Consider the following 24,310-nt stretch of genomic DNA (forward strand, 5'->3'; position numbering starts at 1 on the left):
AGGGCGGCAAGGCCAGGACCCCATTCTCGGTGCTGACCCCGCGCATCGGGTGTTACCAGGGCAGGATCTGCTCGTCCTGGTAAAAGGCGCCGGTGCCCGCCTCGGCGGGCAGGTTGACGACGTGCTTGATGCTGGCCGCGCCCTCCGCGAGGGGACGGCCGCCCTCACCACCGAGATCACTCGCCGTCCAGCCTGGGCTCGCGGCGTGAACGGTGATCCCGTCCTCGGCGAGCTCCGCGGCCAGCGAACGGGTCAGCGCGTTCAGAGCCGCCTTGGACGCGCCGTAAGCAGGAGTGCTCGCCCCCATGCGCGCCAGCGACGCGGCCTCGCTGGACACGTTGACGATGCGGGCACCCTGCGCCTTGCGCAGCAGCGGCAGCATGGCCTGGGTGACACGCCACGTGCTGAAGAGGTTGATCTCCAGCGCTTCCTGCACCACGCCGAGGTCGGCGGTGGATGCCTGCTGGGCGTAGTCGAAGATGCCACCGACGTTGTTGACCAGCACGTCAAGACGGCCGTGCTCGGCCTCGACCTTCTGCGCCGCGGTCTTGATGCTCGCCGGGTCCGAGGCGTCGAGCTGGACCGGGTGGGTGTCGCCGCCGATCTCTGCGGATGCCTGCGCTGCGGCGTCGCCGTTGCGGGCGCTGAGCAGCACGGTGTCGCCGTCCGCGGCGAACTGGGCGGCGAGCTCGCGGCCGATGCCGCGGTTCGCGCCGGTGATGAGGATGACGCGTGACATACCTGTGTCTCTTTCCTACGGGGGGCGATGGCTGGGGGCCGGCCGGTACGGCCGCTGATGCGGCGTCCACTACGGACGCGCCCTCGATCACCACCTTGGCTCTGTGAGTTCACGATGTCAAACAATTAGGGTCTCAATCTGCTAGAGTTCAACATTATGGAATCTCGGGAATCATCAGGCCGCGTTCTCCAGTCCGTACAGCGGGCCTTCGACTTGCTGGAACGCATCGCGACGCACCCCGAAGGCGCGCGATTGAGCGAACTCGCCGACGGCGCCGGCCTGAACCGCAGCACCGCCCACAATCTGCTCGCCTCCCTCGAAGGGCTCGGCTACATCACCCAGGACAAGAAGGGCGCCGCCTACCGGCTGACCGGCAAGCTCAACCGCCTGCTGCGCCTGGACGCCGAGGTGGAGCACGCGCTGCGCGCCCGCATCCGGCCCGTGCTCAAAAACGTGAGCCAGGCATCGGGTGAGTCCACCTTCCTCGCGTTCGCCACCGGCACCGACTACCTGTGCGTGGACGCCGTGCAATCGGACCAGCCCCTGCACCTCGCCGTCAGGCCCGGCGAGCGAAAGCCACTGATCGGCGAGGCGCTCGGCCACGCCCTGCTCGCAGCCGACGCAGACCTCGCCCACTTGGTCCGCGCCGATGACCCGGATCGGTGGGAACGCCACGCGCAGGAGATCGCCGACGCCAAGCACCACGGCTTCGCCCTCGACCTGGACAGCCAGCAGGCAGGTATCTCGTGTGTCGCGGTCGCGGTCACCCCACGCGCCGCGATCGCCGTCGCCGGGCCCACCACCCGCCTCCCGGAATCACGCCTCATCACGATCGGCCAGAAGATCCGCGAGGCACTGGACAAAGTGCGACCGGCCAACCAGGAATGGCTGTGACCCTGAACCACTCGAAAGCGGAAAGCCAGCGCATGTGAGAGCGCGCCGGCCTTACGGCGTAATCGGTCCGGTGGTCTGGGCGCAGGCTCTTCTTCAGGTGCGCCCAGACCACCCTCGGCCGGATTGAGGTCGGGGTGTAGGTCGGGAAGCGGAAGACCGTCAGCCAGGGCCGTTTGCGGATCAGCTCGCGCATAGGGCGTCGACGTGGTAATCCGGGTTCTCTCCGGCACACTGGTGACCGTGCTGCAACTCGGCCCCTGCTCTGCTGCATTGAGCGGAAGGCATCGCCGAACGCGGTTACGCGCAGGCCTTCTGTCGCCCTCGGTGGGCGCGCATGGGTATCCCATGTTTCGGTGAAGCGGGCGTGCCGTGAGAGCGCCTGGACGGTCTTCGGATCATGCTTGCCTGGCCCGCCGGATTTGCTGATCGGGCCCCGCGCAGGAGGTGCGCACGAACCCGTAGAGGCGCTCACTCCGTGCGGTGTCGACGCGTCCTGTGCGTAGGAGGCGCCCTGCTGTGGCACCTATCAGTCGTGAGGGTCCATCTCCCCCTGCCGCTGTGCCGCAATGACGGTCGCGCACTGCTGCCTGGAGTTGGGCTACCTGACGTGTCCATTTCCAGCCATGGGGAGGGATTCGTTTAAGGCACTTGAGGCGGTTACAACCGCCTGTGTCGTCGAGGGCGCGGGCCTCATCGCTCGGGGGATGTCGGTGTACTTGCCTGTCTGTATGCGGAGAACTTCCGGATCTTCGGCGCGGCGCCGCAGAAGGAAGGCGACAAGGACGCCAGCCTGCGCCTGGACTTCGGTCCCGCCGCGAACGTCCTCGTCGGCGAGAACGACAGCGGCAAGACGGCCATCATCGACGCGATCCGCCTGTGCCTGCTGACGACCGCGGCTGACTTCTACCGCATCACACGCGACGACTTCCACGTCGGACCCGGCGGCCGCGCGGGCACTTTCAAGATCACCTGCGGGTTCAAGGACCTCACAACGGAAGAACAGGCCGTCTTCCTTGAGTTGCTCACCACGGACGAGGAGGGCAACGTCGCCCTCTACGTCACCGTCAAAGCGGAGTTGATGGACCCGCTGCGTCCCCACCGCGTCGCGATGACCACCCGCACCGGCCGCGATGGGCAGGGGCCAGCCCTGGACGGTGCCGCACGTGAACCCAGATCTTCACCCGGTACGACCAGCCAGAACTTGCCGACCGTCTGCGTTCTATCGCAACGCAGATGCAGTCCGTCAACGGACACTCGCCAAGCAGCCCGCCATGCTAAGGGGTCCAGAACTAGGCGACTCCTTGGGCCAAGAACACCGCCGCGAAGTGCTCAGCGCGATCACCAAAGTCGCCACCGCCCACGGCATCACCGTCCTGGGCACGTGCCAAGACACACTGATGCGAGATGTAGCCCCGTGCGCGGGCAGATCCTCTACTTCCACCCGTCAAAGTCCGAGTACCTCAAGCGACCCACACGCATGTTCGGATGCGGCCCCCCGAGCGTGGGTAGAGCCGCCAAATACTGCCGGTGGTCAGTTTCGGGTTGGTCATATCCCGCGATGGCGATCACTACTGACAGGCGGGGAGTGAGATCACCGCACCTTTTCGCATGGGCACGACCATCTCACGCAGCGGAAGCAGGTGGGGGCGTGATGTTGAGTCTATGCGCCCCCACCGGGGGCGATGTCCGCTGATTGGGACAAACTGAGGCAAGAGCCGCCCCAAGGTGGGACACCGCCTCATTCGAACTTGCCCCGGCCCTCGCACCGCAAGCTCGGTGCACAGATCCGTGCGGCAAGCCACGGTTCGATGTGAAGGGACAGAATCGACAGACGGCACTGAACAGTTCAGTGCGCTACTGAACTACCCGCTGAACTGTTTCGTGCGCAACTGAACTACTCACTGCGGTTCAACACACACTCGCCTACTTCTTCTCCCGGCCCGGCAGGAACTCCTGCACCTTCGCCTTGAACCCCTGCTTGACCACAGGCCCGCGGTCCGCGTCGCCCTTCAGGATCGAGGCGGCCGTCGACTCCATCTGCTCCCAGGTGGCATGCGGCGGGACCGGCGGTACGGCCGGGTCGGTGAGGAACTCGATCACCGCCGGGCCGTCCGCCTCCAGACCGGCGCGCCAGCCCGCCTCGACGTCCTCAGGCTTCTCCACCCGCACCGCGGTCAGCCCGAGCGTGCGGGCGAACGCCGCGTACTGCACGTCCGGGATCTCCTGCGAGGGCAGGAAGGACGGGGCACCCTCCATGGCCCGCATCTCCCAGGTCACCTGGTTGAGGTCGTGGTTGTTCCAGACGGCGACGAGCAGCCGCGGGTCCTCCCACAGGTCGCGGTACTTCGCGGCCGTGATCAGCTCCGCCAGCCCGTTCATCTGCATCGCGCCGTCCCCGACCAGCGCGATCACCGGCCGGTGCGGGTGCGCGAACTTCGCGCCGATCGCGTACGGCACACCGCAGCCCATCGTCGCCAGCGTCCCGGACAACGAGCCGCGCATACCGGGCCGCATGGTCAGGTGCCGTGCGTACCAGTTCGCCGCCGAGCCCGAGTCGGAGGTGATGATCGCGTTGTCCGGCAGCAGCGGATCCAGGGTGTGGGCGACGTACTCCGGGTTGATCGGGTGGGCCGACAGGCCCGCCCGCCGCTCCATCACCCCGCGCCAGCGCGACACGTTGGCGCACACCGTGTCGTACCACTCGCGCCCGCCGCGGTCCGCGTCCAGCATCGGGATCAGCCGCTGAAGGGTCGCCTTCGCGTCGCCGACGAGATTCACCTCGTACGGATAGCGCATCCCCACCATGTGCGGATCGATGTCGATCTGCACGCCCCGCGCCTTGCCGAAGTCCGGCATGAACTGCGTGTACGGGAAGGACGACCCGACGGTCAGCAGGGTGTCGCAGTCCCGCATCAGCTCGTAAGACGGACGCGTGCCCAGCAACCCGATCGCGCCGGTGACATACGGCAGTTCGTCGCTCAGGACGTCCTTGCCGAGCAGCGCCTTGGCCACGCCGGCGCCGAGCAGTTCGGCGATCCGCTCCACCTCGCCGCGCGCTCCGGCCGCGCCCTGGCCGACCAGGATCGCCACCTTGTCACCGGAGTCGAGGACCTCCGCCGCCCGCCGGAGGGAATCCTCCGACGGAGTCGCCGTCCAGGCGCTGCGGTCCAGGCTGGAGGGCACCATCTTGAACTCGTGCGTGGGCGGCGAGTAGTCGAGGTCCTGCACATCGCCGGGGATGATGACCGCCGTCGGACAGCGGCGCGCGTACGCGGTGCGGATCGCGCGGTCCAGCACGTTCGGCAGCTGCTCGGGGACCGTCACCGTCTCCACGAACTCGGAGGCGACGTCCTTGTACAGCGTGTGCAGGTCCACCTCCTGCTGGTAGGAGCCGCCCATCGCGCTGCGGTTCGTCTGGCCGACGATCGCCAGCACCGGCACATGGTCCAGCTTGGCGTCGTACAGCCCGTTGAGCAGGTGGATCGCGCCGGGACCCGAGGTCGCCGCGCACACTCCGACACGTCCGCTGAACTTGGCGTAGCCGACCGCCTGGAACGCGGACATCTCCTCGTGCCGGGACTGGATGAAACGCGGCTGGTTCTCGGCCCGCCCCCAGGCGGCGAGCAGTCCGTTGATCCCGTCGCCGGGATAACCGAAGACGTGCTCCACACCCCACTCGCGCAGCCGCTGAAGGACGTGGTCGGAGACCTTGGTGCTCATGGACGGACCTCCCGGGCATCGACAGACAATCGACAAACACAGGCAGCAGCTCTACGAGTCACCCGGCACGCCCCCGGAAAACCTGCCCCGTGTTTGCGGCCGGGGGCGCCGGGCAGGCGCATTCTCAGTGCTTCGGACCGGAGGCACGTCCGTGGGAGCGGCGATCCGCCGCCACGGCCGCGTCTGTCCGAATCGCAGGCGCGCTCCCACGGTGACCGTCCATCCCAAAGCACCTCCTAGGGAGTTGCGACGCACCATGCCGACCAAAGTGAGCGCGAAGCACCACTCGCACGACGACGCACCCGACACGGCAGAGGCGTTCCGCAAGCTCGCCGAGCTACCCCCGGGGCATCAGCGCGACACGCTCCGTGCGGAGATCGTCGAGGCGTGGCTGCCCATGGCCGACCGGCTCGCGGGACGCTTCCGAAGCCGCGGCGAGGCCTTCGAGGATCTGCGCCAGGTGGCGGCCCTCGGCCTCGTCAAGGCCGTCGACCGGTACGACCCCGAGCGCGGCAACGCCTTCGAGAGCTACGCCGTGCCGACCATCACCGGCGAGATCAAGCGGCACTTCCGCGACCACATGTGGACCCTGCATGTGCCGCGCCGGGTCCAGGACCTGCGCAATCGCGTCCGCTTCGCCTGCCAGGACCTGTCCCAGACCGTCTCGGGCCGCAGGCCCACGGTCGCGGAGATCGCCGAGCGGGCGAACATGAGCGAGGAAGACGTCCTGGTGGGCCTGGAGGCCCTGGAGAGCTTCACCGCGCTGTCCCTGGACGCGGAGCTGCCCGGCAGCGAGGACGGCTACTCGCTGAGTGACGCGCTCGGCTCGTCCGATCCCGCACTGGACACGGTCGTGGACCGGGAGGCCGTCAAGCCCCGGCTGGCCGCCCTGCCCGAACGTGAGCGGGCGATTCTGTACATGCGGTTCTTCGGGGACATGACGCAGAGCCGGATCGCCGAGCAGCTGGGGATCTCGCAGATGCACGTGTCCCGGCTGATCAGCCGGTGCTGCGGCCGGGTGCGGGAGCAGGTTCTGCGGGACGCCGCCTTCTAGGACCCCGTCTAGGACCCGTCTAGGACCCGTCTAGGACCTGTCTTGGCGCATGGCCAGTGCCACATGGCGGGACATGATGTCCATCGCCTGGGCCTCCGCCATGGAAAAGGCCAGGCGGGGGCCGCAGCGGAACAAGGTGAGCACGCCTCGTACCGCGCCGTCCACTCGCAGCGGTACGCACAGCAGCGACGTGACGTTCGCCTGGGCCAGGACCGGGGCGCCGGTCGTGTCATGGCCGAAGGCCTCGGGATCCTCCGGGCGGATCTGGAGCACGGTGGAGCCGCCCCGGGCCGCCTCGACGACGAGGGGGCAGGTGGCCGGGTCCTGGGCCGACACGGTGGCCCCTTCCTTGCCCGACGGGCCGAGGACGGTCGTACGGGCGAGGTGTGCGGCTCCCGTGTCGGCGATCACCCAGTCGGCGAAGCGGCCGTGCAGCGCCCGTGCCGCCCGTTCCAGGACCGCCCCGCGATCGCCGGGCGGCGTGGTCAGCAGGGTCGTGGTCATCGTGTCCAGGAGCTCCATCAGGGCCGCGTGCCGGGTGGCCTCGGCGAGGTCGGGCAGCGGACCGTTCGCGCCCTCCCCGAGGGTCGGCTCGGCGGGAGGCTTCGGCCCGCCCGGCTGTAACACCACCAGGACCGTGGTGCGCGGCTCACCGCTCGGATGTACGGCGGTGAGCGTGGCGTGCACCGGAACGGACGGGCGCTGCTGGAGATGGACCGTCAGGCTCCGGTCGCCCTCGCCGCGCGCCACCGCCGCGGCCTGCGAACGGAACGCCGCCCGGTCGGCGTGCGCGAGGAGCCCCGTCAGGGGACGGCCGGTCGCGTATCCGGCGCGGACGCCGGTGAAGGCGGTCGCCGCGAAGTTCAGGCGGCGTACGACCGTCTCGCGGTCCACCAGTGCCACCGGCAGCGGGAAGCGCTGGAACACCGCGCGCAGCAGCTGCTGCTCCTGGCGGTCGGCACGGTCGGCGGGGGTGGTGCGGGCGGTTCCGCCCGCCGAGAGCCGCTCGTACCACGGCCACAGCTGGTCGGCGACGTGATCGAGCTCGAAGATCGCCGCGTCCAGCACGGTCGGCAGGTCTCCGCCCGACGCGGACCGCGCCGACTTGAGTTCCGCGACGCGGCGTACGAAGTCCACGAGCTCTTCACCGAATTCGTCCGTCTGCGCCATGCGATGAACGTATCGCGCGTCCTCGTGGCCCGAGGCAGGGCGGACAGAACTCGTGGTGCCCGTTTTCCGCCCGGGTCACCGGGAAGGCGCAGGAAAGGAGGAGGGCAGCATGCCGGACACCGAACACCCCGGCCTGTGGGGAACGGAGTCTGCCGAGTCCGCCCTGCCCGGACGGCGGCTGTCGGATCTGGTCGAGCAGGCCGTGCGCTGCACCGACGGCTGCTGCGGCGCCAGCGGCATGGTGAGCGGTGATGGCGGGGAACCGCCCGCGGCCGTCACCCATCCCGACCTCGCCGCGCTCGTCGCCGTGCAGCTCCGCTCCGGGGACGGGCCCATCCCGGCCGCCCTCGAACGCGGGGAGCCCGTGGACAGCGCGGACCTGCTGCGTGAGGAACGCTGGCCGGAGTACCGCGCCCTGGCGCTCGACTCCGGGGTGCGCTCCAGCGTGACGATCCCCTTCCGCCGCTCCGCGCTGACGGTGGCCCTCAGCCTCTACAGCTTCCGGCCCGGCGCCCTCCAGGACGCCCCGCACGGGCCCGCCCGCGCGCTCGGCGACCTCGCCACGACCTGCTTCGTCCGCGACCGCTCCTACCGGGCCGCGCTCACCGAGCTCGACCAGCTCGGCACCGCCCTGCGCTCCCGCCCCGTCGTCGACCAGGCCTGCGGCATCGTCATGCACGTCCTGGGCTGCGACGCCGACGCCGCGTTCGGCGTACTGCGGCGCATCTCGCAGGGTACGAACCGCAAGCTGACGGAGGTCGCGGCGGCGGTGGTGGGCAGGCGGGGGCGGGGGCTGGAGAGGGAACTGGCTTCGCTGTTGAACTGAGGCCGGGGGAGTGAGCCGGGGGGAGTGAGCCGAGGGGGAGCGAGCCGAGGGGTAGCCGGGGCGTGCGGCACGTCGAAACCCGCCGTGTCACCCGCTCGGCCGTCCCCGTCCCGCGAATGGTGTCCGGCCGCGCGCGACCCGGCGGTGGGCGGGCTGTGATGGCTGCGGGGCACGAGAGCCGTGTCCCAGGGGGTTCTGCCGGTTCTGTCGCCAGACCCCGCCGTCGGCCGAAGGAGTCCACCCCATGCGCCGCAGCGCCCGTGCCCTGTCCGTCGCCGTCCTGGCCGGTGCCGCCCTGGGCCTCGCCGGGCCGGCCGCCTTCGCGGAGCCGGCCGCCGAAGTCAGTCCGAGCACCGTCTCCCCGGGCGGCAGCGTCACCGTCTCGGTCACCTGCGACCCGACCGGAGGCTCCCCGCCCGACACGATCGAAGCCACCTCGCAGGCCTTCGAGACGGGCACCGCCGAGCTAACACTGGTCGAGGGCAACGAGGACGAGGCCTCCGGCCTGGCATACCGGGGCACCGCGAGCGTCGCTGCCGGGGAGGGGGGCGTGGAGTTGGAGGGTGATGTGGGCGTGGAGGGTGATGTGGGCGTGGAGGGTGACGCGGACGTCGAGGGCGGCGTGGGCGTCGAGGGCGTCGAGAACTTCGCGGGTGGCGCGGACGCGGCCGGCAAGGGCTCCGCGTGGACCGTCGACGGCACCTGCCCGGCGGCGCCCGGCGGGAAGGGCAAGCAGTGGAGCGCCACGTTCAACTCCACCCACGGGGACAGCAAACCGTGCACCGAGTCGCAGGGCGCCTCCTGCGCCAGCAGCAGCCCGTGCGCCGAGCCGCACGACGACTCCTGCGGCGGCGCGATGATGGAGCACGGCGTGCGGGCGGGCGAGGGCGGAAGCTTCACCGACTCCGTGCCTGCCTTGGTCACCGGCGGCCTGCTGATCGCGGGCGCGTTCGGCGCGGCGGGGTACTGGCTGCTCCGAAGCGGCCCGCGCCGGACGGCTGAGGAAGGATCCGCCCTGGCCCCTGACCGGACCTGAGGCGGAGGCCTGGGGCTGACCCGCATCGGCCCTGGGACCTGACCTGGGGACGCGCCCCGGACCTGGCCCCGGACGTGACTCGGGAACGACTCCGGGACGTGACCGGACCCGGCCCACGCCATGTGACTCGCGCAACCCCCACGCCCCCCATGGGCCGGTGACTTGCTGGGTACTCAGAGGCCGAGGGTGCGGTCCGCGCGCGACCCGCACCCTGCGAGGCCACGGTCAGTGGCGGAGATCGGAAAGCGGAAAGCGGAAAAAGAAGAAGCCCCACCCCGGAGGTAGGCATGCCGCGGACGGACCTGGAAGGGCATGGCCCCGTCCGTTTCGGGCCGCCGCTTCCCGAGGACGGGCTGCCTGTGCTGCCCGAGTTGTCCGCCGTGCTCGCCGCGGCCGCCGGACGCCCGGAGAGCGAGCCGGTCGGCGGCGGATCCGCGTTGCGGGAGGCCGCGTGCGGCTACTGGGACCGGCGCGGACTGTCCGCCGGGCCCGACCGCGTGGTCGCCGCCCCGGGCGCACCGTCCCTGCTGCTCGCCCTGACCGCCGCCCTCGGCGGCGACGTCCTGGTGCCTCGGCCCTGCGCTGCCTGGTGGGCGCCGTACGCCCGCCTGTTGGGAAGACCCGTCTTCCATGTGGCGACACCGGCCGACTGCGGCGGTGTCCCGGACGCGTACGCCCTGCTGGAGACCGTGCGCCGGGTCCGTGCCGAGGGCGGCGACCCGCGGCTGCTCGTGCTGTCCGTCGCCGACGACCCCACCGCCACCGTGGCCCCGCCCGAACTGCTGCACGAGACCATCGAGGCCGCCACCGGCGAAGGTCTGCACCTGGTCAGCGACGAGACCTGGCGCGACACCCTGCACGCCCCGCACGACACCGTGCTGCTCAGTCCCGCCGAGATGCTGCCCGAGCGGGTCACCGTCGTCACCGACCTGGCCGGCGCCCTGCTCCCGACCGGCTGGCCGGCCGCGGTCGCCCGCTTCCCCGCGGGGCAGACCGGCGACGACCTCCACGCGCGCGTGCTCGACGTCCTCACCGCGCTCGGCGCCCGCGTCGCCGCACCGGTCGCCGCCGCGGCCGTCCACGCCCTCGGCGAGCCCGAGCCGGTCACCGCCCGCGTCGCCGCCGCCGTACGCCTGCACGCGCGCGTGGCCGCCGCCGCGCACACCGCCGTCGTCACCGCGGGCGCCCTGGCCCGGCCCCCGCAGGCCGGCCGCCACCTCTACGTCGACCTCGGCCCGCTGCGCTCCGCGCTCACCCCGCGGGGAGTGGGCGACGCCCAGGAACTGGAGGACTTCCTCGCCACCCGGCTCGGCATGCCCGCACCGGGCGGCCACCGGTTCGGCGACGACCTCGGCGCACTGCGTGTGCGGCTGTCCACCGGCCCGCTGCTGGGCGGCACGGACGAGGAGCGCGCGGAATGTCTCGGATCGCCCTCTCCGTTGGAACTGCCACACGTGCGACGCGCGTTGATCCTTTTGAAAACGGTCTTCGACGATCTCCGCGACGAAGCTCTGCGAAGGGAGCCTCCTCGATGACGCAGCAGTCCGAGTCGACCAAGAGCACGCCCGCCCAGGAAACCGACGAGCCGGCGGCCACGTCACCCTTCGCACCCCGCACACCGCCCCCCACACCCCTCGCGGCCCCGAGACCGCTCGGCGAGCGCCGGGTGTGGCCGCGCACCTTCCACGACCGTCTGACCGCCCCGCTGCCCGACCTGAAGGCCATGGCCCGCTTCGCCCGCGAGGGCGCCGTCCGCCCCGGCCGGGAAGGCCTCGCCGACATCCCCCGGCTGCCCTTCGAACCGGGCCCGCTGCCCCAGGTGGACGCGCGCACGGTCGCCGTCTCCTGGGCGGGCCACGCCAGTTGGGTCGTACAGATCGGCGGGCTGACCGTCCTCGCCGACCCGGTCTGGTCCCGCCGCATCCTCGGCACCCCGGCCCGCATCACCCCGGTCGGCATCGCCTGGAGCGCCCTGCCGCGCATCGACGCCGTCGTCATCAGCCACAACCACTACGACCACCTGGACGCCCCCACACTGCGTCGCCTCCCGCGCGACACCCCGGTGTTCGTGCCGGCCGGCCTCGGCCGCTGGTTCCACCGCCGCCGCTTCACCCGCGTCACCGAGCTGGACTGGTGGGAGGCGGCCGAACTGGACGGCGTGCGCTTCGACTTCGTGCCCGCCCACCACTGGTCCAAGCGCACCCTCACCGACACCTGCCGCACCCTGTGGGGCGGCTGGGTGCTCACCGCCCCCGACGGCAAGCGGGTCCACTTCGCGGGCGACACGGGATACGGCCACTGGTTCGCCCGCATCGGCCGGCGCTACCCGGGCATCGACCTCGCACTGCTGCCCATCGGCGCCTACGACCCCCGCTGGTGGCTGAGCGACGTCCACTGCGACCCGGAGGAGGCGGTGCGGGCCGCGCAGGACCTCGGCGCGCGCCGGATGGCGCCCATGCACTGGGCCACCTTCGTCCTGTCCGCCGAGCCCGTCCTCGAACCCCTCACCCGGGTCCGGGCCGCCTGGGAGAAGGCGGGCCTGGACCGCGACGACCTGTGGGACCTGCCGGTGGGAGGCTCACGCGTACTGAACTAGGAGGTTCCAAAAAAGCGGTCACTGAACTAGGCCGTCCTGGTCTTCCGCACCCGCCGCCACAGACTCGGCGCCGCACTGATCACCACGGTGAGCGCGACCGCCGCGACCACGCCCTCCCAGGGCTCCTTGAACAGCGACCCGCCGAGGATCCCGATCAGCTGGTAGGTCACGGCCCAGGCCAGACAGGCCGGCAGGTTGCCGCGGGCGAAGCGGCGCATCGGCCAGTTCGCCATGAGGCAGGCCAGCATGATCGGGATGCGTCCGGCCGGCACCAGCCGGGACAGCACCAGCACCGCCACACCGTGCTCGGCGAGCTTCTCCTGCGCCTGACCGAGGCGGTCCTCGGGTGCGCGCGACCGTATGGTCTCCAGCCACCGCGAACCGTTCTTGGACCGCATCCCGCGCCGCCCCAGCCAGTACAGCGCGGCATCACCGAGGAACGCGGCCGCCGAGGCGGTCACGAACACCAGCGCCAGCGAGAACGGCGCCGTCTGGTGAAAGGCGACCACGGCCGCCGAACTCACCAGCGCTCCCGTCGGCACCACCGGCACCAGCGCCCCGATCAGCACCAGCAGGAACAGCGTCGGATAGCCGATGGCCTGCTGGGTGGACTCGGGCGCCACGGTCGTCGCGGCGGCGGCAAGCCCCGTCACCGGGCGACCTCCAGCCGCACGCTCTCCCCGTGCCCGAGCCGGTGCACCGCCACCTGCGGAGCGTGCTCGGCGGCGAGGCGTACGAACTCCTCGCCCGGCGTGTGGAATTCGTGCGGGCGCACGGCGTCCATGCCGATCGGCCAGTACGTGCCGTAGTGCACCGGCACCGCACTGCGCGGCGCCAACCGCGCCAGCGCCTGGGCGGCCCGGCCGGCGTCGAGGTGCCCCTCGCCGAGGTACGGCCCCCAGCCGCCCACCGGCAGCAGCGCCACGTCGACCTGCCCCACCTCCTCGGCCATCTCGTCGAACAGGCCGGTGTCCCCGGCGAAATAGGTGCGGGCCTCGCCCTCGACGACGTAGCCGAGGGCGGGGGAGCGGTGCGGACCGACCGGCAGCCGCCGGCCGTCGTGCCGGGCGGGCACCACCCGTACCACCAGCTCGCCGACGGCCATCTCGTCCCCGGGCGTCACCTCGCTCACCCGCAGATGCGCGAGCCGGCGCAGCCCCGGCACCGACCGTGGTGCGCCCCGGGGCACGAGCAGGCGCGTGCCCGGGGCGAGCCGCGCCAGCGAGGGAACGTGCAAATGGTCGGCGTGCAGATGGGAGACCAGCGCCACGTCCGTGCGCCGGGCGTCGGGCGACGGCAGCGCGCCCCGACGGCGCCGCAGATGCGCCAGCCGGCGGGCGAACAGAGGATCGGTGAGGACACGGGTGTTCGAGTCCTCGATCGTGCAGGTGGCGTGACCCCACCAGGTGATCTCCACCGGCACCTCTTTGCCTCCTTCGCGCGACTCCCCGAAGCCTACGGGCAGGAGTAGGGTCGGCGGCGAAACCGGAGGTGAGGGGGGACTCCATGGGAGAGGTTCGCGGTGTCCACGGCACGCCCTCGCCGCCGCGCGTCACGGCGATCGCCAGCCTGACGCCCCTCGAGGAACTCGACGACGACCCCTTCCTGGTCGACTCCCGTAGCCAGCACGCGATGTGCGCCCGCTGGGCCGCGGAGCGGGGCTACGTCGTCACCCGGGAACTGCTGGTGCGCGGACTGCGTCCCGACCACTGCGTCCTGTGGGAGGGCGTGCGCCCGGGCCGCGACCTGTTCGTCGCACCGAGCCTGCGCGTGCTGCGCAGCGCGCTGTCGTCGGTCGACGAGTTCACCGCCGAGTGCGCACGGCGGGGGGTCGGCGTGGAGACGGTCGGCCACGCGGAGCCGTCGTACGACGCCCAGATGAAGGCGCGGGTGCACCGCCGCCTGTCGATGCCGACGGCCGGCTACGACGGACGGTAGGCCTCTTCGCCGGCCCGGCCTGGCGAAGCCACTGGACCGGCCTGGCGAAGCCACCGGACCCGAGCCGGTCGGCCGGGCCCGTATGACAGGCTTGGCCGCGGGCCCGCACCGACGACGGGCCGGGCCGGGACGTGAGGTGTGCGGGGCGTGCGTGGAGGGCGTTGGCGGCGGGTCGCCAGTCAGGTCGGGCGGAGCGTCGCGGTGTGGGCCGTCTCCACTCTCACGATGTTGGTGCTGGCCGGCGCCCTGCCGGACTTCCGGCTCCAGTCCGCCGACGGCGACAGCGCCACCCGTATCGCCGTCACCGCCGCGCTCGGCGCCGGCGCCTTCGGTCTGCTGTCGGCGCTCGTCTGGCCCCTTCTCGTACGGCTGCTGCTGCTCGTCCCGGCGCTCGTCCTCGGCCTGCTGGTCTTCTTCCTCAACGGCGGGCTGCTGCTCATCGCGCTGCGGGTGAACCCGTCCGATCGGGGCGACGTGGCCCCCGAGACCGCGGTCGTGGTCGCGGCCGTGATGTCCGCCGTCGCCTCCGCCACCGGCGCCGCCCTGGCCGTGCGCGACGACGACGCCTACCGGCGCCGGCTCTACCGCCTCGCCGACCGCCGCCGCAGGTCCGGCCCGGCCTGCCCCGCCACCCCCGGCACCCTCTTCCTGCAACTCGACGGCGTCGGCCACGACGTCCTGCTCGACGCGGTCGGACAGGGCCTGATGCCCACCGTCGCCCGCTGGCTCGCCGGCGGTGACGGACGCAGACCCAGCCACCGGCTCACCTCCTGGCGCACCGACTGGTCCAGCCAGACCGGCGCCAGCCAGCTCGGCATCCTGCACGGCAGCAACCACGACATCCCGGCCTTCCGCTGGTACGAGAAGGACCGCCGGGAGGTCATGGTCTGCAACCGCCCGGCCAGCGCCGCCGAACTCCAGCGCCGCGCCGTCGAGGCCACCGGCGACGGCGGACTGCTCGGCGCCGACGGCGCCAGCCGCGGCAACCTCTTCTCCGGCGGCGCCGACGAACAGGCCCTCGTGCTGTCCATCGCCGCCCGCCGCCGCAGCCGCGAGAACCGCTCCCGGGCGGGCTACTTCGCCTACTTCTCCGACCCGGCCAACGCGGTGCGCACCGCCCTGTCCTTCGTCGCCGAGGTCGGCCGCGAGATGGTCCAGGCCGGCCAAACCCGCGTCCGCAAGGTCCGCCCGCGGGTGGGACGCGGCGGCCTCTACCCCTTCGTGCGCGCCTTCGCGACCGTCGTCGAACGCGATGTCGTCGTCGCCGCGGTGATGGGCGACATGCTCGCCGGCCGCACCGCCGTCTACGCCGACCTCGTCGCCTACGACGAAGTGGCGCACCACTCCGGGCCGATGAGCCGCGACGCCCTCAAGGTCCTCGAACGCCTCGACCGGTCGCTCGCCCTGATCGAGAACGTCGCCGAGCACGCCCCGCGCCCGTACCGGATCGTGGTGCTCTCCGACCACGGCCAGAGCCCCGGCGAGACCTTCCGCACCCGCTACGGCCTCACCCTCGGCGACCTCGTCCGGGCCGGCTGCGGGCTGCCCGTGCCGCGCAAGGCCGAGCGCACCCACAGCGGAGCCGAAGCCCGCGCGGCCGTGCGCGCGGCGTTGCGCCGGCCCGTCGAGGAGGGCGGCGAGCAGCGCCGCCCGTCGAGCCGCCGCTCGGAGCCGATCGTGCTGGCCTCCGGCAACCTCGGCCTGGTCTCCTTCCCGGACGTGCCGCACCGGATGAGCAAGGAGGAGATCGACGCCCGCCACCCCGCCCTGCTGACGACCCTCGCCAACCACCCCGGCATCGGCTTCCTGCTGGTCCGCAGCGAGGAGCACGGCGGCGTCGTCCTCGGCCCGTTCGGCACGGAGGTCCCCCTGGCGGAGCTCGACGAGAACCCCGGCCCGCTCGCCGACTTCGGGTTCGGAGCCGCTGACGCCGTGCGCCGTACGCACTCCTTCCCGCACGCCGCCGACATCATGGTCAACTCCTGGTTCGACCCCGCCGAGGGCGAAGTCCTCGCCTTCGAGGAGCAGATCGGCTCGCACGGCGGCCTCGGCGGCGCCCAGGCGAAGCCCTTCCTGCTGTCCCCGCGCGCCTTCTCCGACCCCGCCGAGGACGGGGCGGAACTCGCCGGCGCCGAGCACATCCACCAGGTCCTGCGCCGCTGGCTGCGCGAATCGGACGGCCCTCAGGTCCCCTTGGCGGCGGGCGAGGACCGAAGCGCGGTCTGACCCGGTACCCGCGTGGGCCGGGGTCTTCCGGGTGAGCCGAGCCGGAGTGTGATCGGATGGAGTCCTGAACCCGGAAACCGGGACCGTACGAAAGGAATGACCGTGGCCACCACGCGCTCCGCACACACCGTCTGGGAAGGCAACCTGCTCGAGGGCAACGGAGTTGTCGCCTTCGACTCCTCCGGCGCCATCGCGCAGCAGCCGGTGACGTGGGCTTCCCGCGCCCAGGAAGCGAACGGCAAGACCAGCCCCGAGGAGCTGATCGCGGCCGCCCACTCCAGCTGCTTCGCCATGGCGTTCTCGCACGCCCTCGCCGGGGCCGGCACCCCACCCACCAAGCTCACCACCTCGGCCGACGTCACCTTCCAGCCGGGCGAGGGCATCACCGGCATCCACCTCACGGTGGAGGGCACGGTGCCGGGCCTCGACGAGGACGGCTTCGTCGCCGCCGCCGAGGACGCCAAGGCCAACTGCCCGGTCAGCCAGGCCCTGAAGGCCGTACCGATCACGCTGTCGGCGAAGCTCGCCTGACCCGGCACACCGGACAGCGCAGTACGTGGGCCGTCTCCTCGCGGAGGCGGCCCGCGGCACGGCCGGCTCGCACCGGTTCGCGGACGCCGGCCCGGGTAAGAAGACTGACGGCGTCGGAAGGACTTCGATGGTGCCGGGAACCTCCAGCGGTGCGACGGTACTTGACTCCGCGACACGTGAACTCACCCGCGCGGTCCTGCTGTTCAGCCTGGACGGCCGGATACGGCCGACGGGCACCCGGCAGGGCGGCCTCGTCGACCGGTTCGACTACGGCCGCTTCGAGCCGCATCTGAGGTCCAGCGAGGCCGTGCTCCCCGTACCCGTCCTGGCCGAACGCGTGGCACCCAACGAGCTGGAACTGCCGCACGGCGACCGGGGCCTGCCCCTCGCCTCGGCCGAGATCCTGGTCCTCGCCACCCCGCGCGGCGATGTGACCCTCGTCCTGGACTGCGGATTCGCGGGCGAGACCGAGCCCGGCGCCCTCGCCTCCTGGCTCGCGGACACCTGCTTCGACCGCGCGCGGATCCGGCTCGCCGGCAGACCGCTGCTCGCCGTCCTGGGCGAACGGCTCGCCCTGCCCACCCCTCTTGCCCTCGGCCAGAACGTCCACCAACTCGTCTTCCCCGGCGGACAGTTGATGCGCGACCTGCTGAGCGCCGACCTCGCCGACGTGTCCCGCAGGCCCGCCCTGCTGAACGAGATCGTCTACCGCGGCCGGATGCCGCCCGCCCTCACGCCCGACTCCGAGGCGGGCCTTGCGCCCAATCTCAGGAACCACGGCGTCACGCTCGCCGCCCACGGCCGGGGCGTCTCCGTCCAGGCGGGCTGGGCCCCGCACGTCGAGAACGCGCTGACCCTGGTCGCCGTCGGCATGATCTCCGCGCTCGCCGTCCTCCAGCGCACCCGGCTGGCCGCCTTCGAGACGATGCGGGCCAATGAGCGTGCCCTGGCGGACTCGCCGTACGAGATCCGCTCGCTCATCTCCCGTCTGTCGGCCGGTGTGAACGAACTACAGCTGGACCTGGCCTTCGGGGTCGAGGCCTACGTCGACAGCCTGCTGATCCCCGAGATGCTCATGGAGAACTTCCAGTCCTCCCTGCGCGACGCCCTCGGCATCCGCGACAGCCTGGAGAACTCGGCACGCATGGTCGAGCGCCTCACCTCCGTCATCAACGCCCGCTCCGCCGCCCTGGACGCCGAACTCGCGGAACGCGACGACCGCCGCGACCGCACTGTCTCCGCCCTGGTGGCCGTGGCCACACTGATCGCGCTGCCGCCGACCCTGCTGCTGGCGTTCTTCGGGGTCAACGGCACGAACGTCGATTCCGGCCGCTCCATCCTCGACCTCGGGGCCTACGGCCCGGCGTACGCGCTGGCCTGGCTCCCCTTCGTCGCCCTCGCCGTGACCGGATACGTCCTGCTCAGACGGGTCAGCCGGCGCTCCGGCTCCTTCCTGTCCCCGCCGCTGTCCCCGCCCGACGGCCGGCCCGCCCCGGTGCCCGCGCCCCGCTCCCCGTCCGGAGGATGACCCGACGATGTCGCGACGACCCGCCGTCTCCGCCCACCGCGGAGGATCCGAACGAGCCGGCTCGGCCACCTGGGAGGCGTACGAGGACGCGATCCTGTCCGGCGCGGAGTACGTCGAGTTCGACATCCGGCGCACCGCCGACGGCGTCCTGGTCGTGTACCACGACCCGAGGGTGGCGCACACCGGCCCGCTCCTGTCCCGGCTCACCCACGCCGAGCTGAGCGAGCTGGCCGGATACGCGGTCCCGGTCGTGGACGACGTCATGTCCTTGATCGCCGGGAAGCTGGTGGGGCACCTGGACCTGAAGGAAGTGGGGTACGAGCGCGAGGTGATCGACCGGGCGATCGCCCTGCTCGGCGCGGAGGGCTTCGTCGCCACCACCCTGGAGGATCGTTCCGTCGCCGCCATCACGCGGATGTTCCCCGGGGTGCGTACGGCCCTGTCCCTGGGGCGTGACCGGAGGGAGATCGGCTCGGCGGTCCGCGTCGCGGGGACCAGGGTGAGCGAGCTGCTGCCCATGCGGCGGGTCCGGGCCTGCGGTGCCACCGGGGTCGCCGTGCACCACCGGCTGGCGCGCGCGGGTGTCCTGCGCGAGGCGGCCCGGCACGGTCTGTTCAGCATGGTGTGGACGGTCAACGAGGAGGTGCCGATGCGGGCGTTTCTCGCCGACCCGCGCGTGGACGTCCTGATCACCGATTTTCCCCGCAGGGCCCTCGCCCTGCGCGGCGGGCGGCACGACGAGCGCTCGTTGGGGTACCCGTCGCCTTGACAGGAGCCACTCACTGACAAGGCAGCCGCGGACCAGAGCCACCGAATGACAAGACCCTTGACAAGAGCTCACTCAAGTTTTGTGCTGGAGTGCGGGAAGGCTCCCTGGCGGAAGGCTCTCGGCGGAAGGGGACAACGATGGGACGTGCGGTCGGAATCGATCTGGGGACCACCAACTCGGTGGTGGCGGTGCTGGAGGGCGGTGAACCCACCGTTGTCGCCAACGCGGAGGGGGCCAGGACCACACCGTCGGTCGTGGCCTTCGCGAAGAACGGCGAGGTGCTGGTCGGCGAGGTCGCCAAGCGCCAGGCCGTGACGAACGTGGAGCGGACCGCCCGGTCCGTCAAGCGCCACATGGGCGACGGCAGCTGGCGATTCCCGTCGGAGGGCTCCGTCGACGGCACCCGCTACCAGGCGCAGGAACTCTCCGCGCGGGTGCTCCAGAAGCTGAAGCGCGACGCGGAGTCCTACCTCGGCGAGGACGTCACGGACGCCGTGATCACCGTCCCCGCCTACTTCGACGACTCCCAGCGGCAGGCCACCAAGGAGGCCGGGGAGATCGCGGGCCTGAAGGTGCTGCGGATCATCAACGAGCCCACGGCCGCCGCCCTCGCCTACGGCCTCGACCGGGGCGAGGAGCAGACCGTGCTCGTCTTCGACCTCGGCGGCGGCACCTTCGACGTGTCGTTGCTGGAGATCGGCGAGGGCGTCATCGAGGTCAAGGCCACCAACGGCGACACCCATCTCGGCGGCGACGACTGGGACCAGCGGGTCGTCGAACACCTGGTGAAGAAGTTCAAGGGCCAGTACGGCGTCGATCTGGGCAACGACAAGATGGCCCTGCAACGGCTGCGCGAGGGCGCGGAGAAGGCCAAGATCGAACTGTCCAGCTCGACCGAGACGACGATCAACCTTCCCTACATCACCGCCTCCGCCGAGGGCCCCCTCCACCTCGACGAGAAGCTGACCCGCGCCCAGTTCCAGGAGCTCACCGCCGATCTGCTCGACCGCTGCAAGAACCCCTTCCACCAGGCGGTGAAGGACGCCGGCATCAAGCTCGAGGCGGTCAACCACGTCATCCTCGTCGGCGGCTCCACCCGGATGCCCGCCGTCACCGGACTGGTCAAGGAGCTCACCGGCAAGGACCCGCACAAGGGCGTCAACCCGGACGAGGTCGTGGCCCTCGGCGCCGCGCTCCAGGCGGGCGTCATCCGTGGCGATGTGAAGGACGTCCTGCTGCTGGACGTCACCCCGCTGTCCCTGGGCATCGAGACCAAGGGCGGCATCATGACGAAGCTCATCGAACGCAACACGACCATCCCGACCCGGCGTTCGGAGATCTTCACGACGGCGACGGACAACCAGCCCTCGGTCGGCATCCAGGTCTACCAGGGCGAACGCGAGATCGCCGCCTACAACAAGAAGCTCGGCGTCTTCGACCTCACCGGCCTGCCGCCCGCCCCGCGCGGCGTCCCGCAGATCGAGGTCGCCTTCGACATCGACGCCAACGGCATCATGCACGTGTCGGCGAAGGACCTGGCGACCGGCCGCGAACAGAAGATGACCGTGACCGGCGGATCGGCCCTCCCCAAGGACGACATCGACCGCATGATGCGGGAGGCCGAGCAGTACGCCGAGGAGGACCGCCAACGCCGGGAGTCGGCCGAGACCAGGAACCAGGCCGAGCAACTCGTCTACCAGACCGAGAAGTTCCTGCGCGAGAACGAGGAGCGCGTCGCGGCGGACACCAGGACCGAGGTGCAGTCGGCCGTCACCGAACTCAAGCAGCTCCTGGAACGGAACGCCGAGACGAGCGAGCTGCGCACGGGCGTGGAGAAACTCGCCTCCGTCAGCCAGAAGATGGGCCAGGCCATGTACGCCCAGGCCCAGCAGACCCCGACGGAAGGCGCCGAACAGGCCACCTCGCCGCAGGAGGAGGAAGGGGTCGTGGACGCGGAGATCGTCGACGATGAGAAGGACCAGAAGGGCGGGGCTGCTTAGGCTGCTTAGCTCTCCCCTGTGTATGCGGTCGGCAGTGTGGCGCATACGGCGTCCAGTACGGTCGCGTACGGCGTACCGCGGTCGGTGAGCCGGGCCCGGAGCCGCTCCAGGCCGTCCCGGTGCTCGGTGAGCAGGCCCGTGTCGCCGGTGCGGGCCGCGAACTCCAGCACCGAGGGCAGGAAGTCGGGCAGTTCCTCGCCGGTGAACGTCAGGCCGTGGGCGCGGTAGACGTCCTTGAAGCGGGCCGGCGACACGTTCTGCCACCGGCTCAGGTAGAGGCCGTGGCGGTCCCTGGGGTCGAAGACCTGGACGTAGTGCGCCGCCAGTTCGTGCGCGGGCGTGCGGGCCGCGTGGTCGGCGAACTCCCGCAGCTGCGGGGCCGCTTCGCGCAGCAGGGGCAGCCGGGCCCGGAAGTCGTCGTCCGGGTAGGTCAGGCAGAGTGCCGCCGCCTGGTACAGCACCGCGTCCGAGGGCATCGGGCCTCCTCACTCCCTTGCTTGCCCGTGGCTCCTTCGAACCTAGGGCGGGGCGGGGGAGCGCACCTGTCGGCGGCACCCGTACGGGTTCAGGACGTGCGGGCGACCCCCGCGTACACGGGCACGATGCCCTCCGCCTGCGCCGCCACGTCCTCGGGCCCCGGCCGCCAACCGGAGACGGGGATCACGCCGGGACCGAGCAGGGACGGGGGTGACCTGCGACAGGATCAGGTAGCTGCCGGGGGCGAGCTCGCCGACATACCGCTCGAGGAGGCCGTACACGTCGTCACCGTCCGGCTCGTCGCCCAGGTAATGGGTGAGCGCGACCAGGGACAGGGCACCCGGGCCGGATGGGGCCGGCTGGTGTCGATGCGGACGGGCTCGGCGTCGGATCCGGTCATGCGGAGTCTTCTCCTCGAACTCGAACTCGGTCGTGCGGTTCAGTACGCCTCGCGGCATTCCCGCAGGAGAAACTTGGTGCGCTCGGCCGAGGCGGCGCGCGCCGACATGTGGTCCAGGACCTCCAGGTGCGCGGCGACCTCCTTGCGGGAGTCGAGGTAGAGGGCGCCGGTGAGGTACTCGGTGAAGACCATGTCGGGCAGCTCCGGCTCGCCGAAGCGGAAGAGCGAGAAGGGCGCGTACGTCCCCGGGTGCGGGCCCTCCTCGAACTCGGCGACCTGGAGTGTGACCCGGTCGCGCTCGGCGAACTGGAGGAGCTTGTCCAACTGGTCGCGCATGACCTCGCCGCGGATGCTCACGGGCCGCCGCAGCACCGTCTCGTCCATGATCACCCAGAGGTGGGGCGAGTCCGGGCGCTCCAGCAGCCGCTGCCGGGTCATGCGCAGGGACACATGCCGCTCGATCGTCTCGGGCCCCGTCTGCCCGATGGTCCCGGCCTCCATGACGGCGCGCGCGTACTCCTCGGTCTGTAGCAGCCCCGGCACGAAGTGCGGCTCGTAGGACCGGATGATCCGGGCGGCGCCCTCCAGGCTCACGTACAGGCTGAACCATTCCGGCAGCACGTCGTGGAACCGCTGCCACCAGCCCGGCTGGTTCGCCTCCTCGGCCAGCGCGACGAACGCGGCCGTCTCGTCGTCCGGGACGCCGTACGTCTCCAGCAGCACCTGGACATACGGGATCTTCAGCGCGACGTCGGCCGTCTCCATCCGCCGAACGGTCGCGGGGGCCACCCGCAGCACCTGCGCGGCCTCCTCGCGTTTGAGGCCGGCCGCCTCCCGCAGTTCCTGCAAGCGCCTGCCGAGCACCACCTGACCCACGGTGGGCGCGGGACGCCGCTCACTCACGCCACGCCTCCCCTACGCGTCGAAGCTCGTGTGCAGTCTGTCATGTTCCGCTGTCCGTCTCATCAGTCTCCTGGGGCCGGTTCCCCGGGGATTACCTCAGGGGTAATCGACAGTGGTTTCGGCGGGCGGGATCGTGGTGGTACCGGGTTCCGGGCCGGCGCACTCCGGCCCGGGATCCGGGCTCCAGTCCACCGCAAGACCGCAAGACCGCAACCCGACCTCGACGGAGGGTGATTCGTCATGTCCGCGACCCAGCTCGCCGCACTCGCCCGGACCCGCGACCCGCACACCATGCTGCGTCGCTTCCTCGCCCTGGACGCGGCGGTGACCGGCGCGAACGGACTCGCCTACCTCGCCGCCGCCGGCCCGCTGGGCCGTTTCCTCGGCGCCGACGACGGCCTGCTGCTCGTACTCGGGGCGTTCCTCACGGTGTACGCGGCGGCCGTCGGCCTGCTCGCCGTCCGCGCCCGCCCGGCCGCACTGCCGGTCCGGGCCGTGGTCGAGGCCAACCTCGCCTGGGCGGCGCTGAGTTTCGCCGCGCTCGGCCTGTGGCTGTCGCCGACCACGGCGGGTGCCGTCTGGACGGTGCTCCAGGCGCTCACCGTGACCGGATTCGCGCTGGTGCAGTACGCCGCCCTGAGGGCACGTCAGGGCGTCAGCGACTGAAGGTACTTGACCGTCGCCGGGTCGGCCGGGAGCAGCGTCTCGATGGCCAGCTCGGCGACGGTCACGTCCATGGGCGTGTTGAACGTGGAGATGGAGGAGATGAACGACAGCGTCCGGCCCTCGTGCTCGATCAGCATCGGCAGCGCGAAGTACGGTACCGGCTCGGCCGGTTGGCCGTAGTCGGTCTCTCCCTCTCCCTCTCCCTCTTCCTCCTCCGGCACCGGGTACGCCGCGACCTCCTCGTACAGCGCCCGCAGCGGCTCGGAGCGGCGCAGCGCGATCTGCCGGTCCATCTGGTCGAGCAGATGCCCGCGCCACGCACGGAGATTGCGGATGCGCGGCGCCAGACCCTCCGGGTGGAGTGTCAGCCGCATCGCGTTGAGCGGCGCGGCGAGCAGCGAGGCGGGAACGCCGTCGAGCAGCATGAGGATGCCCCGGTTCGCCGCGACGACGTTGTACATCGCGTCCACCACGAGGGCCGGGTAGGGCTCGTAGCCCTGGATCAGCCGCTCCACCCCCTCGCGCAGGGCGTCCAACGCCGGGTCGGCCAGCGGGGTTTCGGGGTAGCGGGGGGCGTAACCCGCCGCCAGCAGCAGCGCGTTGCGCTCCCGGACGGGGACGTCCAGATGCTCGGCCAGCCGCAGCACCATCTCCTCGCTCGGCCGGGACCGCCCCGTCTCGACGAAGCTGATGTGCCGGGCCGAGGAATCGGCACGCAACGCCAACTCCAGCTGACTGACCCGCCGCTGCTCCCGCCAGGCCCGCAGCAGCGGACCGACGCCCTTGTCGGCGGGGGCGGCGGCGGACGAGCCGGAACCGGACGCGACAATGCTCATA

At 71.5% G+C, this 24,310-nt stretch carries 22 protein-coding genes and 1 pseudogene; 14 read left to right on the top strand and 9 right to left on the bottom strand.

The features are described from left to right. Positions 1-52: 52 nt before the first annotated feature. Positions 53-739, bottom strand: a complete 687-nt coding sequence (locus AB0I77_RS17265) for an SDR family NAD(P)-dependent oxidoreductase (RefSeq protein ID WP_363283391.1) — start codon at positions 737-739, stop codon at positions 53-55. Between the two features lie 156 nt (positions 740-895). Here AB0I77_RS17265 and AB0I77_RS17270 point away from each other — a divergent pair, with 156 nt between their 5' ends. After that, complete coding sequence (locus tag AB0I77_RS17270; RefSeq protein WP_363283392.1) at positions 896-1,633, top strand: IclR family transcriptional regulator; 738 nt, start codon at positions 896-898, stop codon at positions 1,631-1,633. Positions 1,634-2,378: 745 nt separating this feature from the next. Continuing rightward, the gene (locus AB0I77_RS17275; RefSeq protein ID WP_363283520.1) at positions 2,379-3,326 is read left to right on the top strand and encodes an AAA family ATPase; all 948 of its coding nucleotides are present in this window, start codon (positions 2,379-2,381) and stop codon (positions 3,324-3,326) included. Positions 3,327-3,556: 230 nt separating this feature from the next. On the opposite strand, the gene AB0I77_RS17280 is transcribed toward AB0I77_RS17275, so the two are convergent. Then, complete coding sequence (locus AB0I77_RS17280; protein ID WP_363283393.1) at positions 3,557-5,353, bottom strand: thiamine pyrophosphate-requiring protein; 1,797 nt, start codon at positions 5,351-5,353, stop codon at positions 3,557-3,559. A gap of 256 nt (positions 5,354-5,609) precedes the next feature. Between AB0I77_RS17280 and AB0I77_RS17285 the strand changes: the two genes are divergently transcribed. Continuing rightward, positions 5,610-6,407 (top strand): RNA polymerase sigma factor SigF, encoded by a 798-nt coding sequence (locus tag AB0I77_RS17285; protein ID WP_363283394.1) that lies wholly within the window; start codon positions 5,610-5,612, stop codon positions 6,405-6,407. A gap of 30 nt (positions 6,408-6,437) precedes the next feature. Here the strand turns inward: AB0I77_RS17285 and AB0I77_RS17290 are convergent, their stop codons facing one another. Next, a complete protein-coding gene (locus tag AB0I77_RS17290; protein WP_363283395.1) occupies positions 6,438-7,577 on the bottom strand; it encodes a GAF domain-containing protein in 1,140 nt (379 codons plus the stop codon). Positions 7,578-7,686: 109 nt separating this feature from the next. On the opposite strand from AB0I77_RS17290, the gene AB0I77_RS17295 reads away from it, so the two are divergent. From AB0I77_RS17295 to AB0I77_RS17310, 4 genes are all read left to right on the top strand, one after another. Next, on the top strand, positions 7,687-8,403 hold the full coding sequence (locus AB0I77_RS17295) for a GAF and ANTAR domain-containing protein (RefSeq protein WP_363283397.1): 717 nt from the start codon (positions 7,687-7,689) through the stop codon (positions 8,401-8,403). Between the two features lie 244 nt (positions 8,404-8,647). Further along, on the top strand, positions 8,648-9,439 hold the full coding sequence (locus AB0I77_RS17300; RefSeq protein ID WP_363283398.1) for a hypothetical protein: 792 nt from the start codon (positions 8,648-8,650) through the stop codon (positions 9,437-9,439). A 287-nt stretch (positions 9,440-9,726) separates the two neighbouring features. Further along, positions 9,727-10,974: an aminotransferase class I/II-fold pyridoxal phosphate-dependent enzyme gene (locus AB0I77_RS17305; RefSeq protein ID WP_363283399.1), complete on the top strand. Its 1,248-nt coding sequence runs from the start codon at positions 9,727-9,729 to the stop codon at positions 10,972-10,974. Beyond that, complete coding sequence (locus AB0I77_RS17310; RefSeq protein ID WP_363283400.1) at positions 10,971-12,035, top strand: MBL fold metallo-hydrolase; 1,065 nt, start codon at positions 10,971-10,973, stop codon at positions 12,033-12,035. The genes AB0I77_RS17305 and AB0I77_RS17310 overlap by 4 nt, the downstream gene beginning before the upstream one ends. 26 nt (positions 12,036-12,061) lie before the next feature. Here the strand turns inward: AB0I77_RS17310 and AB0I77_RS17315 are convergent, their stop codons facing one another. Further along, positions 12,062-12,688 carry a VTT domain-containing protein gene (locus AB0I77_RS17315; RefSeq protein ID WP_363283401.1) on the bottom strand — a complete coding sequence of 209 codons (627 nt, stop codon included), beginning with the start codon at positions 12,686-12,688 and terminating at the stop codon, positions 12,062-12,064. Continuing rightward, positions 12,685-13,458: an MBL fold metallo-hydrolase gene (locus AB0I77_RS17320; RefSeq protein ID WP_363283402.1), complete on the bottom strand. Its 774-nt coding sequence runs from the start codon at positions 13,456-13,458 to the stop codon at positions 12,685-12,687. The genes AB0I77_RS17315 and AB0I77_RS17320 overlap by 4 nt, the downstream gene beginning before the upstream one ends. A gap of 83 nt (positions 13,459-13,541) precedes the next feature. Here AB0I77_RS17320 and AB0I77_RS17325 point away from each other — a divergent pair, with 83 nt between their 5' ends. From AB0I77_RS17325 to dnaK, 6 genes are all read left to right on the top strand, one after another. Next, positions 13,542-13,973: a hypothetical protein gene (locus AB0I77_RS17325; RefSeq protein ID WP_363283403.1), complete on the top strand. Its 432-nt coding sequence runs from the start codon at positions 13,542-13,544 to the stop codon at positions 13,971-13,973. A gap of 138 nt (positions 13,974-14,111) precedes the next feature. After that, positions 14,112-16,199 carry a phage holin family protein gene (locus AB0I77_RS17330; RefSeq protein ID WP_363283404.1) on the top strand — a complete coding sequence of 696 codons (2,088 nt, stop codon included), beginning with the start codon at positions 14,112-14,114 and terminating at the stop codon, positions 16,197-16,199. A gap of 102 nt (positions 16,200-16,301) precedes the next feature. Continuing rightward, positions 16,302-16,730: an OsmC family protein gene (locus AB0I77_RS17335; RefSeq protein ID WP_363283405.1), complete on the top strand. Its 429-nt coding sequence runs from the start codon at positions 16,302-16,304 to the stop codon at positions 16,728-16,730. Positions 16,731-16,755: 25 nt separating this feature from the next. Continuing rightward, entirely contained in the window at positions 16,756-18,258 is a 1,503-nt protein-coding gene (locus tag AB0I77_RS17340) for a hypothetical protein (RefSeq protein ID WP_363283406.1), read from the top strand. 7 nt (positions 18,259-18,265) lie between these two features. Next, positions 18,266-19,027 (top strand): glycerophosphodiester phosphodiesterase family protein, encoded by a 762-nt coding sequence (locus AB0I77_RS17345; protein ID WP_363283407.1) that lies wholly within the window; start codon positions 18,266-18,268, stop codon positions 19,025-19,027. Positions 19,028-19,164: 137 nt separating this feature from the next. Further along, positions 19,165-21,027: a molecular chaperone DnaK gene (gene dnaK, locus AB0I77_RS17350; protein WP_363283408.1), complete on the top strand. Its 1,863-nt coding sequence runs from the start codon at positions 19,165-19,167 to the stop codon at positions 21,025-21,027. A 5-nt stretch (positions 21,028-21,032) separates the two neighbouring features. Here dnaK and AB0I77_RS17355 read toward each other — a convergent pair whose 3' ends face one another. From AB0I77_RS17355 to AB0I77_RS17365, 3 genes and pseudogenes are all read right to left on the bottom strand, one after another. Continuing rightward, the gene (locus tag AB0I77_RS17355; RefSeq protein WP_363283409.1) at positions 21,033-21,503 is read right to left on the bottom strand and encodes a molecular chaperone TorD family protein; all 471 of its coding nucleotides are present in this window, start codon (positions 21,501-21,503) and stop codon (positions 21,033-21,035) included. 89 nt (positions 21,504-21,592) lie between these two features. Then, a pseudogene (locus AB0I77_RS17360) lies at positions 21,593-21,854 on the bottom strand (SAM-dependent methyltransferase); the annotation flags it as partial. A gap of 89 nt (positions 21,855-21,943) precedes the next feature. Further along, complete coding sequence (locus AB0I77_RS17365; protein WP_363283411.1) at positions 21,944-22,807, bottom strand: helix-turn-helix transcriptional regulator; 864 nt, start codon at positions 22,805-22,807, stop codon at positions 21,944-21,946. Positions 22,808-23,047: 240 nt separating this feature from the next. Between AB0I77_RS17365 and AB0I77_RS17370 the strand changes: the two genes are divergently transcribed. After that, positions 23,048-23,473 carry a hypothetical protein gene (locus tag AB0I77_RS17370; RefSeq protein ID WP_363283412.1) on the top strand — a complete coding sequence of 142 codons (426 nt, stop codon included), beginning with the start codon at positions 23,048-23,050 and terminating at the stop codon, positions 23,471-23,473. On the opposite strand, the gene AB0I77_RS17375 is transcribed toward AB0I77_RS17370, so the two are convergent. Continuing rightward, positions 23,455-24,309, bottom strand: a complete 855-nt coding sequence (locus AB0I77_RS17375; protein ID WP_363283413.1) for a helix-turn-helix transcriptional regulator — start codon at positions 24,307-24,309, stop codon at positions 23,455-23,457. The two genes, AB0I77_RS17370 and AB0I77_RS17375, sit on opposite strands and share 19 nt — an antisense overlap. Position 24,310 lies beyond the last annotated feature (1 nt).

Origin of the sequence: Streptomyces sp. NPDC050619, assembly GCF_040654815.1 — a bacterium.
Lineage (GTDB): Bacteria > Actinomycetota > Actinomycetes > Streptomycetales > Streptomycetaceae > Streptomyces.